Origin of the sequence: Streptomyces javensis (assembly GCF_039525925.1) — a bacterium.
In the GTDB taxonomy this organism is placed as follows: domain Bacteria; phylum Actinomycetota; class Actinomycetes; order Streptomycetales; family Streptomycetaceae; genus Streptomyces; species Streptomyces asiaticus.
In genome coordinates, this window is sequence record NZ_BAAAIF010000110.1 from 1 (window position 1) to 20269 (window position 20269).

The 20269-nt window shown below is 71.7% G+C and carries 2 protein-coding genes; both read left to right on the plus strand.

All coding sequences use genetic code 11. The annotated features are described in order from the left end of the window. On the plus strand, positions 1-2855 hold a 2855-nt coding region (locus tag ABD329_RS45100; protein WP_344317997.1), incomplete at its 5' end, for an AMP-binding protein. Continuing rightward, positions 2852-20269 (plus strand): non-ribosomal peptide synthetase (locus ABD329_RS45105; protein WP_344317998.1); only part of this gene is annotated, 17418 nt, incomplete at its 3' end. The genes ABD329_RS45100 and ABD329_RS45105, both read left to right, overlap by 4 nt.

Genomic DNA, 20269 nt, shown 5'->3' on the forward strand with positions numbered 1-20269 from the left:
CGGATGCCTTCTCGGCGGAGCCGCTGGGGGCGGTCGTCGTCCCGGGGCAGTTGGCGTATGTGATGTATACGTCGGGTTCGACGGGGCGGCCGAAGGGCGTGGCCGTTGCCCATGGTGGGGTGGCGAATCTGGCTGAGGCGATGCGTCCGGTGTTGGGGATGGACGCGGGTGTGGTGGCGTTGCAGTTCGCGTCGTTCAGTTTCGACGCCGCTGTTCTCGATGTCGTGGTCACTCTTGCCGGTGGTGGGACTTTGGCGGTGGCGAGTGCGGAGGAGCGTAAGGATCCGCGGGCGCTGGCGGAGATGATCGGCCGGTGTGGGGTGCGGGTGGCGAGTGTGGTGCCGTCGTTGCTGGGGGTGCTGGACCCGGAGGCCGTGCCGGGTGTGAGCAATTGGGTGCTGGGCGCCGAGCGGCTGAGTGCGGAGCTGGCCGGGCGGTGGTCGGTGGGTGCTCGGGTGTGGAACACGTACGGGCCGACCGAGGCCACCGTCATCACCACCGCCACTGCCCTGCCCCTCGACCCAGGGCTGGGTACGGCACCTCCGATTGGCCGCCCGCTGCCCAACAGCAAGGTGTTCGTGCTGGACACCTTCCTCAAGCCGGTGCCTGTGGGCGTGACGGGCGAGGTGTACATCGCGGGTGCGGGTCTGGCCCGGGGCTATATCGGTCGGCCGGGGCTTTCGGCCGAGCGGTTCGTGGCCTGTCCGTTCGCCGTCCCGGGTGGGCGGATGTATCGCAGTGGCGATCTGGCGAAGTGGACCGCCGAGGGTGAGCTGGTCTTCGCGGGGCGCGTTGATGAGCAGGTCAAGGTCCGTGGTTTCCGCGTGGAGCCGGGTGAGATCGAGGCGGTGGTGGCCGCCTGCGAGGGGGTGGGTCAGGTCGCGGTGGTGGTCCGCGAGGACGGGCCGGGGGACAAGCGGCTGGTCGCGTACGTGGTCCCCGACGGGGAGCTGGACGTTGCGGGCGTACGGGAGTTCGCCGCGGACCGGTTGCCGGAGTACATGGTCCCGACCGTCGTCGTACTGGACGCGCTGCCGCTGACGGTCAACGGCAAGCTGGACCGCGCCGCGCTCCCCGCCCCCGACACCGCCGAGATGACGTCGGGCCGGGCCGCGGAGACACCGGCCGAAGAGATCCTCTGTGGGCTCTTCGCCGAGGTGCTCGGCCTCGATGAGGTGAGTGCCGATGCGTCGTTCTTCGAGCTCGGCGGTGACTCGATCATGTCGATGCTGCTGGTGTCCAGGGCGCGTAAGGCCGGTCTGGCCGTGAGCGCCCGGCAGGTGTTCGAGCGACGGACCCCGGCGGACCTGGCCGTGGTGGCCCGCGATGTGGCCACCGCCGATGGCCTGGAGGGAAGCGGCGATTCGGGCACCGGCGAGGTGCCGCTGACCCCCGTCATGCATGAGCTGCTGGACCGGGCCGGAGCAGAACGCATAGCTGGGGTGTTCCAGTCGACCGTGGTGATGGTTCCGGCGGGGCTGCGGCTGGAGACGCTGACCGCTGCCGTGCAAGCGGTGGTCGATCACCATGACATTCTGCGGGCGCGGCTGGACACCGGGCCCGCACCCCGCCTCCTCGTCCCCCCGACCGCATCCGTGGCTCCGTGGGTGCGCCGAGTCGACGCCGGCAGGGCCGGGGGAGACCTCGAGCGACTGATCGCCGAGCAGTCGCGGACCGCCGCGGATCGGCTCGATCCGCGGGCCGGAGTGATGGCGCAGGTGGTCTGGTTCGACCTCGGCCCGAGCACCCCCGGACGGCTCCTGATCACCGTCCACCACCTCGCCGTGGACGCGATCTCCCTCCGCGTCCTCATCCCGGACCTCGCACAGGCGTACGCGGACCTGGCCGCCGGTCGTGAGGTCGTGCTGGAACCGGTGCCCACCACCTTCCGGCACTGGGCCCGCGCCCTGCGGACCGAAGCCACCGGCCAACCGCGGCTCGCCGAACTCCCCGCCTGGACCCGGCTGCTGCGCGGCTCCGACGCACCACTCGGCGACTGCCCCCTGGACCCGGCCCGCGACGTGGGTGCCACGCTGCGGCGAGTCTCCGTGACGGCCTCGAGCGAGCTCACCGCCACCCTGCTGACGGCGGTCCCGGCCGCCTTCCACGCCGGGATCGACGATGTGCTGCTCACCGCCCTCGCCTCCGCCGTCGCGGAGTGGCGGCGGCACCGCGGGCAGCATGCGCGGAACGGGGTCCTGGTGGACGTCGAAGGCCACGGCCGGACGTCCGGCGGTGTCGATCTGGCCCGTACGGTGGGCTGGTTCACCAGCACGTACCCCGTGCGGCTCGACCCCGCGACACAGGACTTCTCCGGGCTGCGCGGCGGCGGACCGGTGGCGGGACGGACCGTCAAGCGCATCAAGGAACAGCTCCGCGCCGTCCCCGGCGACGGCCTCGGCCACGGTCTGCTCCGGTACCTCAACGCCGAGACCGCGCCAGCGCTCGCCGCGCTGCCCACCGCCCAGATCGGCTTCACCTACCTGGGCCGCTTCGCCGATGGGCCACCGGAGCAGACGGCTGCCGCCTGGTCCGCCGCCCCCGAAGGCGGTCTCGGCGGCGGAGTGGGCGACGAGGTCCCGCTGGCACACGCCCTCGAGGCCGTCGGCCTGGTCCGCGACCTGCCGGACGGCCCGCTGCTCACCCTGACACTCGCCTGGCCCCAGCACCTCCACCACCCCGACGACATGCGGCGACTCGCCGATGGCTGGCTGGCGATGCTCACCGGCCTCGCCACCCACACCACCGGCTCCGGCGGCGGCCACACACCGTCGGACTTCTCACTCATCACGCTCGACCAGAGCCAGATCGACGCGCTCGAAGCGGAACTCGCGGACAAGGGGGGAGCACGATGACTCAGATGCGAGTCCAGGACGTCTGGCCGCTGTCGCCGTTGCAGGAGGGCCTGCTGTTCCACGCGGTGTACGACGAGCGGGGCATCGACGTCTATGTCGAGCAACTCGTGCTGGACCTGGAGGGCAAGCTGGACCCCGCGGTGCTGCGCGATGCGTGGCAGGCGCTGCTCGACCGGCACGAGAGCCTGCGCGCGGGCTTTCGGCAGCTGGCCGGGGTGGCGCAGCCGGTGCAGGTCATCGCCCGGGGCGTGACCCTGCCGTGGCGGGAGGAGGACCTGTCCGGGCTGGACGCGGATGCGGCGCGTGCGGGGTCGGAGCGGTTGGGGATCGAGGAGCGGGAGCGGCGTTTCGACCTGGCGGTGCCGCCGTTGCTGAAGGTGTTGCTGGTCAAGGTCGGGCCGGATGAGTACCGGATGATGGTCACGCTGCATCACATCCTGCTGGACGGCTGGTCGCTGCCGGTGTTGATGCGGGAGTTGTGGGCGTGTTACGAGGCCGGGGGCAGCGCACGGGGTCTGCCGCCCGTGACCCCGTACCGTGACTACCTCGCCTGGCTCGCCCGCCAGAACAAGGAAGCCGCGCGGGACGCATGGCGGCAGGAACTGACGGGCGCGGACGAGCCGACGCTGGTGGCACCGGGCGGGCAGTCCACCGCCCCGGTCGCCTCCGGCAAGGCGGCCACCGACGCCGGAGCGGAACTCGCCGGCCGACTGCGGGACCTCGCCCGCCGCGACGGCCTGACCCTGAACACCGTGATCCAGGCCGCCTGGGCCGTTGTGCTCGGTCGGCTCACCGGCCGCCGCGATGTGGTGTTCGGCGCGACGGTGGCGGGGCGCCCCGCCGACCTCCCCGGCATGGAGAGCATGCTGGGGCTCTTCATCAACACGCTGCCCGTACGGGTGGGTTTGGACCCGGCACGTACGGTCGCCGAGCTGCTGGCGGAGCTACAGGAACGGCAGTCGGCGCTGCTGGACCACCAGCACCTGAGTCTCACCGAGATCCAGCGGCAGACTGGGCCCGGCGCCACCTTCGACACCATCATGGCGTTCGAGAACCACCCTGTCGGGGCGCAGGATTCCACGGCGGCGGCCGCTGGGTTGCGTATCACCGACACGGCGATGCGCGAGTCCACCAACTTCCCGCTGTCGCTGGGCGTCCACCCGACGGAGGAGCTGCGGCTGCGGCTGGACTACCGCCCGGACCTGTTCGACCCCGAGGCGGCTCAGGGGCTCCTTGACCGCTTGGTGCGGGTGCTGGGGCAGATGGCGGCCGATCCGGAGACGTTGGTCGGTCGGCTGGATGTGGTGGGGGAGGTGGAGTGGTCGCGGGTGGTGGCGGAGTGGAATGCCACCGGGACCACACTGCCTGGCGGTTCGATGGTGGAGCGGTTTGAGGGGTGGGTTGGGGCGGCGCCGGATGTGGTGGCGGTGCGATGCGGTGAAGTGGCGCTTTCGTACCGGGAGTTGGATCGGCGGGCGAATCGGTTGGCGCGGTTGTTGACCGGTGCTGGTGTTGGCCCGGAGTCGCGGGTTGCGCTGTGTTTGCCGCGGTCGGTGGAGATGGTGGTGGCGGAGTTGGCGGTGTGGAAGGCGGGTGGGGCGTTCGTTCCGCTGGATCCGGAGTATCCGGCCGACCGGCTGGGTTTCGTGATCGAGGACAGTGGCGCCGAGGTGGTCCTGGGCACGGCCGATTGCCTCGATGGCGTCCCTCTGGGTGACGCCCGCGCGGTCCTTCTCGACGGTGCCGATGCCTTCTCGGCGGAGCCGCTGGGGACGGTCATCGTCCCGGGTCAGTTGGCGTATGTGATGTATACGTCGGGTTCGACGGGGCGGCCGAAGGGCGTGGCCGTCGCTCACGGTGGGGTGGCGAATCTGGCCGAGGCGATGCGTCCCGTGCTGGGGATGGACGCGGGCGTGGTGGCGTTGCAGTTCGCGTCCTTCAGCTTTGACGCCGCTGTTCTCGATGTCGTGGTCACTCTTGCCGGTGGTGGGACTTTGGCGGTGGCGAGTGCGGAGGAGCGTAAGGATCCGCGGGCGCTGGCGGAGATGATCGGCCGGTGTGGGGTGCGGGTGGCGAGTGTGGTGCCGTCGTTGCTGGGGGTGCTGGATCCGGATGCCGTGCCGGGTGTGAGCAATTGGGTGCTGGGCGCGGAGCGGTTGAGTGCGGAGCTGGCGGGTCGGTGGTCGGTGGGTGCTCGGGTGTGGAACACCTACGGGCCGACCGAGGCCACCGTCATCACCACCGCTACCGCCACTCCGCTGGAGGCCATGCTGGAGGAGGCCCCGCCGATAGGCCGTCCTCTTCCCAATGCCCGTGTCTATGTGCTCGATCAGTTCCTCAAGCCGGTGCCCGTGGGTGTGACGGGCGAGGTGTACATCGCCGGTGCGGGTCTGGCCCGGGGCTATATCGGTCGGCCGGGGCTTTCGGCAGAGCGGTTCGTGGCCTGTCCGTTCGCCGTCCCGGGTGGGCGGATGTATCGCAGTGGCGACCTGGCGAAGTGGACCGCCGAGGGTGATCTGGTCTTCGCGGGGCGGGTCGATGAGCAGGTCAAGGTCCGTGGCTTCCGCGTCGAGCCCGGCGAGATCGAGGCCGTCCTCAGCGGCCACCCGGCCGTGGCCCAGGCCGCCGTGGTCATCCGCGAGGACCGCCCCGGGGACCGGCGCCTCGTCGCGTATGTGGTCCCCACCGGTGAGCTCGACCTGGCGGCGCTGCGCAGCCTCGCCGCCGACCGGCTGCCCGAGTACATGATCCCGGCGATCGTCGTGCTGGACGCGCTGCCGCGCACCGTCAACGGCAAGCTGGACCGCGTCGCCCTGCCCGCCCCCGACACCGCGGGCACCACCGAGGGCCGCGCGCCCGCCACCCCCACCGAGGAGATCCTCTGCGGGCTCTTCGCCGAGGTCCTCGGGCTGAACCAGGTCGGCGCCGACACCTCCTTCTTCGAGCTCGGCGGCGATTCCCTGCTCGCCATGCGACTCATCGCCCGCATCCGGCCCGTCTTCGACAGCGAACTGCGCATCGCCGATCTGTTCGCCACCCCGACCGTCGCCGACACCGCACGCCGGATCGACGCCGAGCACGGCGACGCGCGGCCACCGCTGGAGCCACAGCCGCGCCCTCAGGGCCCCGCCGAGCAACTGCCGCTGTCGTACGGGCAGCAGCGGATGTGGTTCCTCAACCGGCTCGCGACCACGGGCGAAGAGGCGGAGGGCGCGGAGGGCGCGGAGGGTGCGGAGAGCGCAGAGAGCGCGGAGGACGCGGAGCGCGCAGTTGCCGCCGGGGTCGCCGGGGCGGCCGGGGCCGCCGCGGGCGTCTACAACATGCCCCTCGCGCTACGCCTCTCCGGCCACCTCGACACCGGCGCGCTGGAAGCCGCCCTCGCCGACGTCGCCGACCGCCACGAGAGCCTGCGCACGGTGTTCCCGGAGACCGATGGCGTTCCGCGGCAGCGGGTGCTGGACGGCCCCGCGGCGCATCCGCCACTGGTGGTCGTCGACCTCCCCGCGGACCAGGTCGAGGCGGAGCTGAGCGCGCACGCCGCCCGAGGCTTCGAGCTCAGCTCCGAACTGCCGTGGCGAGCACGGCTGTTGGTCACCGGGCCCACCGAGTACGTGCTGCTCATCGTGGCCCACCACATCGCGGCCGACGGCTGGTCGATGGGTGTCCTCGCGCGGGACCTCAGTACGGCCTACGCCGCACGTCGGCAGGGCCGGGCGCCGGTCTGGGAGCCGCTGCCGGTGCGGTACGCCGACTTCGCCCTCTGGCAGCGGCGGCTGCTGGGGGAGCGGGGCGACCCGGACAGCCTGCTGAGCGACCAGCTCGCCTACTGGCACGACGCCCTCGCCGACGCGCCGCAGGAACTGGCGCTTCCGGCCGACCGGCCGCGCCCGGCGGTGTCGTCGTACGCGGGCGGCCTGGTCCCCGTACGGATCGACGCCTCCACCCACGCCCGCCTCGTCGGGCTCGCGCAGCGCGGCGGGGCCACGGTGTTCATGGTCGTGCACGCCGCGCTGGCGGCGCTCCTCGCCCGGATGGGCGCGGGCACGGACATCCCCATCGGCACGGCCACCGCGGGCCGTGGCGACGCCGCGCTGGACGGGCTGACCGGCTTCTTCGTCAACACGCTCGTCCTGCGCACCGACCTCGGCGGCGACCCCTCCTTCACCGAACTCCTGGCCCGGGTGCGGGAGACCGACCTGGCCGCGTACGCACACCAGGACGTGCCCTTCGAGCACCTCGTCGAGGACCTCGCGCCGTCGCGCTCGCTGTCCCGCAACCCGCTGTTCCAGGTCATGCTGTCGCTGCGGAACGTCCCGCCCGCGCAGTGGGACCTCCCCGGCCTCCAGGTCCGGCCCACCCCGCCCGGCTCCCTCGCCGCCCGCTTCGATCTCTCCGTCGACCTGTCCGAACACCGCGACGAGGACGGCAGCCCGGCCGGTATCGGCGGCGACATCTTCTACGCCACCGAGCTGTTCGACGAGGCCACCGTCCAGGCCCTGGCCGGGCGGCTGGCAGCGGTGCTGGAACAGATCGCCGCTGACCCCACCGTGCCCCTCAGCCGACTGCGGATCCTCGACCCGGCCGAGCGGGCGACCGTCGTCCAGGACTGGAACCACACGGCCCGGAGCGTGCCGGAGGGCACGCTGGCCGAGCTGTTCGAGGCACAGGTGCGGCGGACCCCCGGTGCCCTGGCCGTCATCGGGGCGGAGCACGGCCTGACGTACGCGGAGCTGGAGGAGCGCGGCAACCGGCTGGCCCACGAGCTGATCGCCCGTGGCATCGGCCCCGAGGACCTGGTCGGCGTGGCCATGGAGCGGTCCGTCGAGCTGATGGCCGTGCTGCTGGCCGTGGTCAAGGCGGGCGCGGGCTATCTGCCCATCGACCCCCGGTATCCGGCGCGGCGGATCGCGTTCATGCTGGCCGACGCCCGGCCGAAGCTGGTGCTGTGCACCGGTGGGACCGAGGACGTGCTGGGCCCCGACACGCCGCCCCGCCTGGTCCTCGATGCCCCGGAAGTGACCGCCGCGCTGGCGACACGCCCGGCCACCGCCCCCGGGAACGCCGACCGCGTCCGGCCACAGCGCCTGGCACACCCCGCGTATGTCATCTACACCTCCGGCTCCACCGGCACCCCGAAGGGCGTCGTGGTCACCCACGGCGGAGTGGGCAGCCTGGCGGCGAGCCACATCTCCCGGTTCGGGTCCGGGCCCGGTGCGCGCGTCCTCCAGTTCGCCTCGCCCAGCTTCGACGCCGCCTTCGCCGAGTTCTGCACCGCCCTGCCCGCCGGGGCCACCCTCGTCATGGCGGACCGGGACATGTTGCCGCCGTACGGGTCGCTGGCCGACGTCGCCGCCGAGTTCGGCGTGACGCACCTGACCGCGCCGCCGTCCGTGCTCGCCGCCGCCGACGAACTGCCCGCCACCGTGACCACCGTCGCGGCCGCGGGCGAGGTGTGCCCGCCCGCGCTGGTGGCACGGCTGGCGCCGGGGCGGCGGATGCTGAACGCGTACGGCCCCACCGAGGCCACCGTCTGCGTCACCCTGAGCGATCCGCTCACCCCGGCCGACGCCGACGCCCCGGTGCCGATCGGACGGCCGCTCGAGAACGGGCAGACGTATGTCCTGGACGAGTTCCTTCAGCCCGTCCCCGCCGGGGTCACGGGAGAGCTCTACCTCGCCGGCCCCGGCCTGGCCCGCGGCTATCTCGGCCGCTCGGCGCTGACCGCCGAGCGCTTCGTGGCCTGCCCGTTCACCGCCGCCGACGAACCCGGCGCCCCCGGCGGGCGGATGTACCGCACCGGAGACCTCGCCCACTGGACCCCCGACGGCCAACTCGTCGTCCTCGGACGGGCCGACACCCAGATCAAGATCCGAGGCTTCCGCGTGGAACCCGGCGAGATCGAGGCCGTCCTCGCCACCCACCCGGCCGTGCGCCGGTCCGCCGTCGTGGTCCGCGAGGACCGCCCCGGGGACCGCCGCCTCGTCGCCTACGTCGTCCACGGCGAGGACGGGGACACGGCCGGACTACGGGAGTACGTGGCGGAACGGCTGCCCGACCATCTCGTCCCGGCCGCCGTGGTGGCGCTCGACTCCCTCCCCGTCACGGTGAACGGCAAGCTCGACCGCGACGCCCTGCCCGCCCCCGACTACGCGGGCCTGACCGGCCGCCGCGCCCCCGCCACCCCCGTCGAAGAGGCGCTGTGCGGGCTGTTCGCCGACGTCCTCGGCCTCGACCAGGTCGGCGTCGACGCGTCGTTCTTCGCACTGGGCGGCGACTCGCTCCAGGCCATGCGGCTGCTCGCCCGGATCCGCGCCGTCCTGGACACCGAGCTGAGCATCCGGCAGCTGTTCGCCGAGCCGACCGTCGCCGGGGTCGCCCACCGGCTCCAGCTCACCAGTGGGGGCCGTGTGCGGCTTCCGCTCACCCCGCAGCCCCGGCCGGAGGTCGTACCGCTGTCGTTCGGGCAGCGGCGCATGTGGTTCGTCAACCAGATGGATGAGGCCCAGGAGGGCGGCGAAGCCGCGTACAACCTGCCACTGCGCTACCGCGTCTCCGGCGACCTCGACCTGCCCGCGCTCGAAACCGCCCTGGGCGACCTCGCCGACCGGCACGAGAGCCTGCGCACGACCTACCCCGAAACGGACGGAGTGCCGCGCCAGCACGTCCTCGAACCCTCGGCCGGGCGCCCGCGCATGGTCGTCCTCGAGACCTCCGCCGACCGGGTCGAGCAGGTGCTCGCCGAGCAGACCGAGGAGCGCTTCGACCTCGGCGCCGACCTCCCGTGGCGGATCCGGCTGCTCAGGACCGGCCCCGCGGAGTACGTCCTGCTGATCGTCGCGCACCACATCGCGGTGGACGGCTGGACGATGGACCTGCTGCTCAGGGACCTGAAAGTGGCGTACACCGCCCGTCGGGAGGGCCGGGCGCCGGTGTGGGAGCCGCTGCCGGTGCAGTACGCCGACTACGCGCTCTGGCAGCGCCGTCTCCTCGGCGACCTGGACACCCCCGACAGCCTGATCAGCGCCCAACTCGACCACTGGCGGCGGGTCCTGGCCGACGCGCCCCAGGAGTTGACACTTCCGGCCGACCGCTCCCGGCCCGCCGTGTCGTCGCACCGTGGCGGCGCGGCCGGGGTACGGATCGACGTGCCCACCCATGCCCGGCTCGTGGAGCTCGCGCGCCGCGGCGACGCCACGATGTTCATGGTCGTTCACGCGGCGCTGGCGCTGCTGCTGTCGCGGATGGGTGCGGGGAAGGACCTTCCGATCGGCACGGCGGTCGCGGGGCGCGGCGACGCGGCGTTGGACGGGCTGGCCGGCTTCTTCGTCAACACGCTGGTCCTGCGGACCGATGTGAGCGGCGACCCGACCTTCGCGGAGCTGCTGGCCCGGGTGCGGGAGACCGACCTGGCCGCCTACGCACACCAGGACCTGCCCTTCGAGCACCTGGTCGAGGAACTCAACCCCACCCGCTCACTGGCCCGGCACCCGCTGTTCCAGGTGATGCTCTCCGTACAGACGATGCCGCCCCAGGAGTGGGAGCTGCCGGGCGTCGAGGTACGGCCGATGACACCCGGGGCCGCGGCGGCCCGGGTCGACCTGTCGCTGACCCTGGCCGAACACCGGGACGGCGAGGGCAACCCGGTGGGGATCGACGGCGATCTGCTGTATGCCACGGACCTCTTCGACGAGCCCACCGCGCACGCGATGGCGGACCGGCTGGTGCGGGTGCTGGAGCAGGTCGCCTCGGATCCGGCGGCTCGGGTGAGTGAGGTCGAGGTGCTGGGGTGTGGGGAACGGGCGCGGGTGGTGGAGGAGTGGAACGCCACTGACCGGGTTGCGCCGGTGGGGCCGTTGGGTGAGTTGTTCGACGAGCGGGCTGAGCTGTCGCCGGGTGCGATGGCGGTGGTGGGTGCGGGTGGTGAGGAGTGGTCGTACGCGGAGCTTCGGGATCGGTCGGACCGGGTGGCCGGGGTGCTGGCCGCGCGGGGTGTGGGGCGCGGTGACCTGGTCGCGGTGGTCCTGGAGCGGTCGGTGGATGTGGTGGCGGTGTTGTTGGGGGTGGTGAAGGCGGGGGCGGGGTTTGTGCCGGTGGATCCGGCGTATCCGGTGGAGCGGGTCGGGTGGATGGTCGAGGACTCGGCGCCTGCGCTCGTCGTGTGCTCGGAGGGGACTCGGGGGTTGGTTCCGGCCGGGGTGGAGTGCTTGGTGTGGGATCCGTCTGCGGAGGGTGAATCGGCGCCCGCGGTGTCCGTGGATCTCGATGATGTGGCGTATGTGATCTATACGTCGGGTTCGACGGGGCGGCCGAAGGGTGTGGTGGTGACGCATCGTGGTATTGGGAATTTGGCGGCTGCGCAGATTGAGCGGTTTGCGGTGGGTGCTGATGCGCGGGTGTTGCAGCTGGCGTCGTTGAGCTTTGACGCCGCGGTGTCGGAGATGTGTATGGCGTTGCTTTCGGGTGCCGCGTTGGTGATGGCGGGTGCGGACAGGTTGCCGCCGAAGCGGTCGTTGAGTGAGGTGGTGGCGGAGTTCGGTGTCACGCATGTGACCGTCCCTCCGTCGGTGCTGGCGACGGTGGAGGAGCTGCCGGAGAGTCTGCGGACGCTGGTGGTGGCGGGTGAGGTGTGCCCGCCGTCGTTGGTGGAGCGGTGGGCGCCGGGGCGGCGGATGGTCAATGGGTACGGGCCGACCGAGACGACCGTGTGCGCGACGATGAGCGCGCCCCTGGAGCCGTCCGGCCCGGTGCCGATCGGCCGTCCGATCGCCAATACCGCCGTCTACGTACTGGACGAGCGACTGCGGCCGGTCCCCGTGGGGGTGCTGGGTGAGCTGTACGTCGCGGGTCCGGGCTTGGCACGTGGCTATCTCGGTCGTCCCGGGCTGACGTCGGAGCGCTTCGTCGCGTGTCCGTTCACCGGCGGGCGGATGTATCGCACCGGCGACCTCGCCAAGTGGACCGGGGACGGCCAACTCGTCTTCGGTGGCCGGGCCGACGACCAGGTCAAGGTGCGTGGCTTCCGCGTCGAACCCGGCGAGATCGAGGCGGTTCTCGCCGGTCATCGGAGTGTCGGCCAGGCTGCCGTGGTCGTACGGGAGGACCGTCCCGGCGACAAGCGGCTCGTGGCGTATGTCGTCCCCGATGGGGATGTGGATACTGCCGGGCTGCGGGAGTACGTGGCCGAGCGCCTGCCGGACCACATGGTCCCCGCCGCCGTCGTCGCCCTGGACGCCCTCCCGGTCACCGTCAACGGCAAGCTGGACCGCGCCGCCCTCCCCGCCCCCGACTTCACCGACGCGGCCGAGGGGCGCGGTCCGGCCACTCCCACCGAAGAGATCCTCAGCAGTCTTTACGGCGAGGTCCTCGGCTTGGAGTGGGTCGGCGCCGACGTCTCCTTCTTCGAACTGGGCGGCGACTCCCTGCTCGCCATGCGGCTCATCGCCCGCATCCGCGCCGTCCTCGACGCGGAGGTCAGCATCGGCGATCTGTTCGCCACCCCCACCGTCGCAGGCGTCGCCCAGCTGGTGGGCGAACTCGGGGGCGAGTCCCGGGCGCCGCTGGTGGCGCGGCCGCGGCCCGAGACGCTGTCGCTGTCGTTCGAGCAGCAGCGGATGTGGTTCCTCAACCGGCTCGAGACCGCCGGCGAGGGGGCCGCGTACAACCTCCCCCTGGCCCTTCGGCTCTCCGGCGACCTCGACATCCCCGCGCTCGAAGCCGCCCTCGGCGATGTCGCCGACCGGCATGAGAGCCTGCGCACGGTCTTCCCGGAGACCGCGGGCGTCGCCCGCCAGCAGGTTCTGCACGGCGCGGCGGGCCGTCCCTCGCTGACGGTGGTGCACACCGCCGCGGACGATGTGCCCGCGCAGCTCGCGGCGTACGCGAACCAGCCGTTCGATGTCCGACGCGAACTGCCGTGGCGGGTACGGCTCTTGGTGACCGGCCCGGCCGAGTACGTCCTCATGGGCGCCGTCCACCACATCGCCGCCGACGGCTGGTCGATGGGCATCCTCGCGGGCGACATCGGCACGGCCTATGCGGCCCGGCGCGCGGGCCGACTGCCCGGGTGGGAGCCCCTGCCGGTGCAGTACGGGGACTACGCCCTGTGGCAGCGTGAGGTGCTGGGCGACCTCGGCGATCCGCGGAGTGTGATCAGCGGGCAGCTGGACTACTGGCGGCAGGCGCTCGCCGGTGTCCCGCAGGAGCTGGACCTGCCGACCGACCGGCCCCGACCTGCGGTGTCCTCCTTCGCCGGTGGCGAAATGCCGTTCGAGGTGAACGCGGAGACCCACGCCCGGCTTGTGGAGCTGGCCCAACGCGGCCGGGCGACGATGTTCATGGTGATGCACACGGCGCTGGCGGTCGTGCTGTCGCGGATGGGTGCGGGTACGGACATCCCCATCGGCACGGCGACGGCGGGCCGTGGTGACGCGGCGCTGGACGGGCTGGCCGGGTTCTTCATCAACACCCTGGTGCTGCGCACCGATCTGAGTGGCGACCCGTCGGTCACCGAACTGCTGGCCCGGGTGCGGGAGACCGATCTGGCCGCGTACGCGCATCAGGACGTGCCGTTCGAGCGGTTGGTCGAGGATCTCAACCCCACCCGTTCGCTGGGCCGGCACCCGCTGTTCCAGGTGTCGCTCACCATGCAGAACCTGCCGCAGGGCCGTCGCCCGTGGGAGCTGGCCGGGCTCGAGGTGAGCGGTCTCCCGGCCGCCTCTCCGGCAGCCCGGTTCGATCTGTCGGCGACGGTGGCCGAGCGCCGCGACGAGGAGGGAGCGCCGACGGGGCTGATGGGCTCGCTGTTGTATGCGACGGATCTGTTTGACGAAGAGACCGTGCGGTTGTTGGCGGGGCGGTTGGTGCGGGTGTTGGAGCAGGTGGCGGCTGATCCTGGGGTGCGGGTCAGTGAGGTTGATGTGTTGGGGGAGGGTGAGCGTTCGCGGGTGGTGGGGGAGTGGAATGCCACGGAGTGTTCGGTGTCCGGGGTGTCGTTGGTGGAGTTGTTCGCGGCGCGGGTGGCTGCTTGTCCGGATGCGGTGGCGGTGGTGGGTGCGGGTGGTGAGGAGTGGTCGTACGCGGAGCTTGGGGTGCGTGCGGATCGGGTGGCGGGTGGGTTGGCTGCGCGGGGTGTGGGGCGTGGTGATCTGGTGGGTGTGGTGATGGAGCGGTCGGTGGAGTTGGTGGCGGTGTGGCTGGGTGTGTTGAGGGTGGGGGCGGGGTTTGTGCCGGTGGATGTGGGGTGGCCGGTGGCGCGGCGGGGGTTGGTGTTGGGGCAGGTGGGTTTGGTGGTGGCGGATGGGGGTCTTGGGGTGCCGGGTGCGGTGGTGGTGGATGAGTTGTTGGGTGGGTCGGAGGGTGCGCCGGAGGTGGTGGTTTCGGCTGGGGATGTGGCGTATGTGATGTTCACGTCGGGGTCGACGGGTGTGCCGAAGGGTGTGGCGGTCAGTCATGGTGCGGTGGCGGCGTTGGTGGTGGATGGGTGTTGGAGTGCGGCGGCGCGGGGTCGGGTGTTGTTGCATGCGCCGCATGCGTTTGATGCGGCGGTGTTTGAGGTGTGGGTGCCGCTGGTGAGCGGTGGTCGGGTGGTGGTGGCGCCGCCGGGTCGGGTGGATGCGGCGGTGTTGGCGGGTTTGGTGAGGGCGTATGGGTTGACGGCTGTGCATGTGACGGCTGGTTTGTTCGGTGTGTTGGCGGAGGAGTCGCCGGAGTGTTTGTCGGGGTTGGCTGAGGTGCTGACGGGTGGCGATGTGGTGCCCGCGGGTGCGGTTGCTCAGGTGAAGGCCGCTTGCCCGGGGATTGTGGTGCGGCATCTTTACGGTCCGACCGAGGCCACGTTGTGTGCTACGACGTATCCGGTGGCTCCTGAGGCGGTGGCTCCGGCGGTGTTGCCGATCGGTCGGCCGCGCGACAACACCAAGGCGTTCGTCCTCGACGAGCACCTCAATCCCGTCCCGGTCGGGGTGAGGGGCGAGCTCTATCTCGCCGGAGCGGGACTCGCCCGTGGGTACACGGGACACCCTCGTCTCACGGCGGAGCGCTTCGTGGCGTGTCCGTTCGCGGCTGGGCGGATGTATCGCACGGGTGATCTGGCGCGGTGGACGGCCGATGGTGAGCTGGTGTTCGCGGGTCGAGTGGATGAGCAGGTGAAGATCCGTGGTTTCCGGGTGGAGCCGGGTGAGGTCGAAGCTGTGCTCGCCGCGCACGAGAGCGTGGGCCAGGTCGCGGTCGTTGTGCGTGAGGACCGGCAGGGTGACAAGCGCCTGGTGGCCTACGTCGTACGCGGTGGCGACGGCGGGAGTGGCCTGACCGGGCTGCGGGAGTACCTGGCCGAGCGGCTGCCCGAGTACATGGTCCCGGCGGCCGTGATGGCCATTGACACCCTCCCCGTCACCGCCAACGGCAAGCTGGACCGCACCGCGCTCCCCGCCCCGGAGTTCGGCGGCGCCACCGGGCGCGGCCCCGCCACCCCGGTCGAGGAGATCGTGGCCGGGGTCTTCGGCGAGGTGCTCGGGCTGGACTGGGTGGACGCGGAGGCGTCCTTCTTCGAGCTGGGCGGCGACTCCCTGCTCGCCATGCGGCTCATCGCCCGTATCCGCGCCGTCCTGGAGGCGGAGCTCACCATCGGGGAGCTCTTCGCCGCCTCCTCGGCAGCCGGCGTGGCGCGGCTGGTGGACGCGGCGACCGGCCAGACCCACGCCGCACTGACGGCGCGGCCCCGGCCGGAGGTGTTGCCGCTGTCGTTCGAGCAGCAGCGCATGTGGTTCCTCAACCAGCTCGAGGGCGCGGGCGAGGGGGCGGCGTACAACCTCCCCCTGGCCTTGCGGATGTCCGGCGAACTGGACCTCGCGGCGCTGGAGGCCGCGCTGGGTGATGTCGCCGACCGGCATGAGAGCCTGCGCACGATCTACCCGGCGAGCGACGGCGTTCCGCGTCAACAGGTACTCGAAGCCGCCGCGGGCAGGCCGCCGCTGGTCGTGGTGGACACCACCGAGGACGAGATCGATGACGCCCTCACGGCCCACGTCAGCCGCGGCTTCGACGTCAGCGTCGACCTGCCCTGGCGGATCCGGCTGCTCAGGACCGGCCCCACGGACTACATCCTGCTGATCGTGGCGCACCACATCGCGGTGGACGGCTGGTCGATGGGCGTACTCGCGCAGGACCTGGAGACCGCCTACACCGCCCGCCACCAGGGCCGACTCCCGGGCTGGGAGCCCCTGCCGGTGCAGTACGCGGACTACGCGCTCTGGCAGCGTGAGGTGCTGGGCGATCTCGGCGATCCGCGGAGTGTGATCAGCGGGCAGCTGGACCACTGGCGGCGGACGCTCGCCGGCGCGCCCGAGGAGCTCGACCTGCCGACCGACCGGCCCCGACCGGCCACGCCGACGTTCCACGGGCGCACTCTGCCGGTGGAGGTGGGCGCGGAGACCCACGCCCGGCTGGTGGAGCTGGCGCGGCGCGGCCGGGCGACGATGTTCATGGTCGTCCACGCGGCGCTGGGGGTTCTGCTGTCGCGGATGGGTGCGGGTACGGACATCCCCATTGGCACGGCGACGGCGGGCCGTGGTGACGCGGCGCTGGACGGGCTGGCCGGTTTCTTCGTCAACACGCTGGTGCTGCGCACCGATCTGACCGCCGACCCGGGTTTCGACGAGTTGCTGGCGCGGGTGCGGGAGACCGATCTTGCGGCGTACGCGCATCAGGATGTGCCGTTCGAGCGGCTGGTCGAAGACCTCAACCCGACCCGGTCGCTTTCCCGAAACCCGCTGTTCCAGATCACGCTCGTCCTCCAGAACCTGCCCGCGTCCCAGGGCGGGTGGAATCTGCCGGGGTTGCGGGTCGGGCCGCTGGAGGCGACCTCGCAGGAGTCCACCGCGAAGTTCGACCTGTCGTTGACCCTGGCCGAACGCAGGGACGACGAAGGCGATCCGGCCGGACTCGTGGGTGGGCTGTTGTATGCGACGGATCTGTTTGACGAAGAGACCGTGCGGTTGTTGGCGGGGCGGTTGGTGCGGGTGTTGGAGCAGGTGGCGGCTGATCCTGGGGTGCGGGTCAGTGAGGTTGATGTGTTGGGGGAGGGTGAGCGTTCGCGGGTGGTGGGGGAGTGGAATGCCACGGAGTGTTCGGTGTCCGGGGTGTCGTTGGTGGAGTTGTTCGCGGCGCGGGTGGCTGCTTGTCCGGATGCGGTGGCGGTGGTGGGTGCGGGTGGTGAGGAGTGGTCGTACGCGGAACTTGGGGTGCGTGCGGATCGGGTGGCGGGTGGGTTGGCTGCGCGGGGTGTGGGGCGTGGTGATCTGGTGGGTGTGGTGATGGAGCGGTCGGTGGAGTTGGTGGCGGTGTGGCTGGGTGTGTTGAGGGTGGGGGCGGGGTTTGTGCCGGTGGATGTGGGGTGGCCGGTGGCGCGGCGGGGGTTGGTGTTGGGGCAGGTGGGTTTGGTGGTGGCGGATGGGGGTCTTGGGGTGCCGGGTGCGGTGGTGGTGGATGAGTTGTTGGGTGGGTCGGAGGGTGCGCCGGAGGTGGTGGTTTCGGCTGGGGATGTGGCGTATGTGATGTTCACGTCGGGGTCGACGGGTGTGCCGAAGGGTGTGGCGGTCAGTCATGGTGCGGTGGCGGCGTTGGTGGTGGATGGGTGTTGGAGTGCGGCGGCGCGGGGTCGGGTGTTGATGCATGCGCCGCATGCGTTTGATGCGGCGGTGTTTGAGGTGTGGGTGCCGCTGGTCAGTGGCGGGCAGGTGATTGTCGCACCGCCGGGCCGGGTGGACGCGACGGGGCTGGCGCGTTTGGTGAAGGTGCATGGGTTGACGGCTGTGCATGTGACGGCTGGTTTGTTCGGTGTGTTGGCGGAGGAGTCGCCGGAGTGTTTGTCGGGGTTGGCGGAGGTGCTGACGGGTGGCGATGTGGTGCCCGCGGGTGCGGTTGCTCAGGTGAAGGCCGCTTGCCCGGGGATTGTGGTGCGGCATCTTTACGGTCCGACCGAGGCCACGTTGTGTGCCACGACGTATCCGGTGGCTCCTGAGGCGGTGGCTCCGGCGGTGTTGCCGATCGGTCGGCCGCGCGACAACACCAAGGTGTTCGTCCTCGATGAATACCTCAATCCCGTACCCCCGGGCGTCAACGGCGAGCTCTATCTCGCGGGCGCCGGGCTCGCTCATGGCTATCTCGGTCGGCCAGGGCTGTCGGCGGAGCGCTTCGTGGCGTGTCCGTTCACGGGTGGGCGGATGTATCGCACGGGTGATCTGGCGCGGTGGACGGCCGATGGTGAGCTGGTGTTCGCGGGTCGGGCGGATGAGCAGGTGAAGATCCGTGGTTTCCGGGTGGAGCCGGGTGAGGTCGAAGCAGTGCTCGCCGCGCACGAGAGCGTGGGCCAGGTCGCGGTCGTCGTGCGTGAGGACCGGCAGGGTGACAAGCGCCTGGTGGCCTACGTCGTACGCGGCGGTGACGGCGGGAGTGGCCTGACCGGGCTGCGGGAGTACCTGGCCGAGCGGCTGCCCGAGTACATGGTCCCGACCGCCCTGGTCCCCCTCGACACCCTCCCCGTCACCGCCAACGGCAAGCTGGACCGCGCCGCCCTCCCCGCCCCCGACTTCGCCGCCACCATCTCCGGCCGGGGCCCGGCCACGCCGGCCGAGGAGATCCTTTGCGGGCTGTTCGGCGAGGTACTGGGCCTGGAGCGGGTCGGCGCCGAGGACTCGTTCTTCGAGCTCGGCGGCGACTCCCTGCTCGCCATGCGGCTCATCGCCCGCATCCGGGCGGTGCTGGACACCGACATCGGGATCGGCAAGCTGTTCACGGAGCCGACGGTGGCCGGGGTCGCCCGGCTGCTCGACGCGGGCCAGGACGGCGCCACCCGGGCCGCGCTGACGGCGCGGCCCCGGCCGGAGGTGCTGCCGCTCTCGTACGCCCAGCAGCGGATGTGGTTCCTCAACCGCCTCGAAGGCGTCGGCGAAGGCGCGGGCTACAACCTGCCCCTGGCGCTGCGGATATCGGGAGACCTGGACATCGCCGCTCTGGAGGCCGCGCTGGGTGATGTCGCCGACCGGCACGAGAGCCTGCGCACGATCTTCCCGGAGATGGACGGTGAGCCCCGGCAGCGGGTGCTCGAGGGCGAGGCGGGCCGACCGCCGCTGATCGTCGTGGAGGCCACACCGGAAGAACTCGGCGCGACACTCGCGGCGCAATCCGGGCGCGGCTTCGAGCTGAGCGCCGATCTGCCGTGGCGCATCCGGCTGTTGGCGACGGGGCCCATGGAGTACGTACTGCTGATCGTGGCGCACCACATCGCGGTGGACGGCTGGTCGATGGGCGTGCTGGCGCGGGACATCGGCGTGGCGTACGCCGCCCGTCGGGCGGGCGACGCGCCGGGATGGCAGCCGCTGCCGGTGCAGTACGCGGACTACGCGCTCTGGCAGCGCGAGGTGCTGGGCGATATAGAGGACCCGGACAGCGTGATCAGCGGCCAGCTGGACTACTGGCGCGCGGCCCTGGCCGACGCCCCCCAGGAGCTGACGCTGCCGACCGACCGGCCGCGACCGCCCGCGTCGTCCTTCCGCGGCGGCACGGTACCCCTGCGCGTGGACGCCGAGACCCACGCCCGGCTGGTGGCGGCCGCCCAGCAGGGCAACGCCACCATGTTCATGGTCGCCCAGGCCGCACTGGCCGTGCTGCTGGCCCGGCTGGGTGCGGGCACGGACATCCCCATCGGCACCGCGATCGCGGGCCGTGGCGACGCGGCCATGGACGCCCTGGCCGGGTTCTTCGTCAACACGCTGGTCTTGCGGACGGACGTCAGCGCCGACCCGACGTTCAACGAGGTGCTGGCGCGGGTGCGGGAGACCGATCTGGCCGCGTACGCGCATCAGGACGTGCCCTTCGAGCGGCTGGTGGATGTGCTGAGCCCGGAACGGTCGCTGGCCCGCAACCCCTTGTTCCAGGTCATGCTGGCGCTCCAGAGCGCCGCGCCGGAGAGCTGGGAGCTGCCCGGCCTGGAGGTCGGCACGCTGCCGTCGACCGCGGACCCCGTGGCCCGCTTCGACCTGTCGGTGACGCTGATCGAGCACCGTGATGGGGTGGGGGCGCCGGCGGGGTTGGGCGGGGCGTTGTTGTTTGCGGTGGATTTGTTCGATGAGGGTACGGCGCGGGGGTTGGTTGAGCGGTTGGTGCGGGTGTTGGAGGCGGTGGCGGCGGATCCGGGGGTGCGGGTCAGTGAGATTGATGTGTTGGGGGAGGTGGAGCGGTCGCGGGTGGTGGCGGAGTGGAATGCCACTGAGACCACATTGTCTGGCGGTTCGATGGTGGAGCGGTTTGAGGGGCGGGTTGCGGCGGCGCCGGATGTGGTGGCGGTGCGGTGTGGTGGTGAGGCTCTGTCGTATGGGGAGTTGGATCGGCGGGCGAATCGGTTGGCGCGGTTGTTGTGC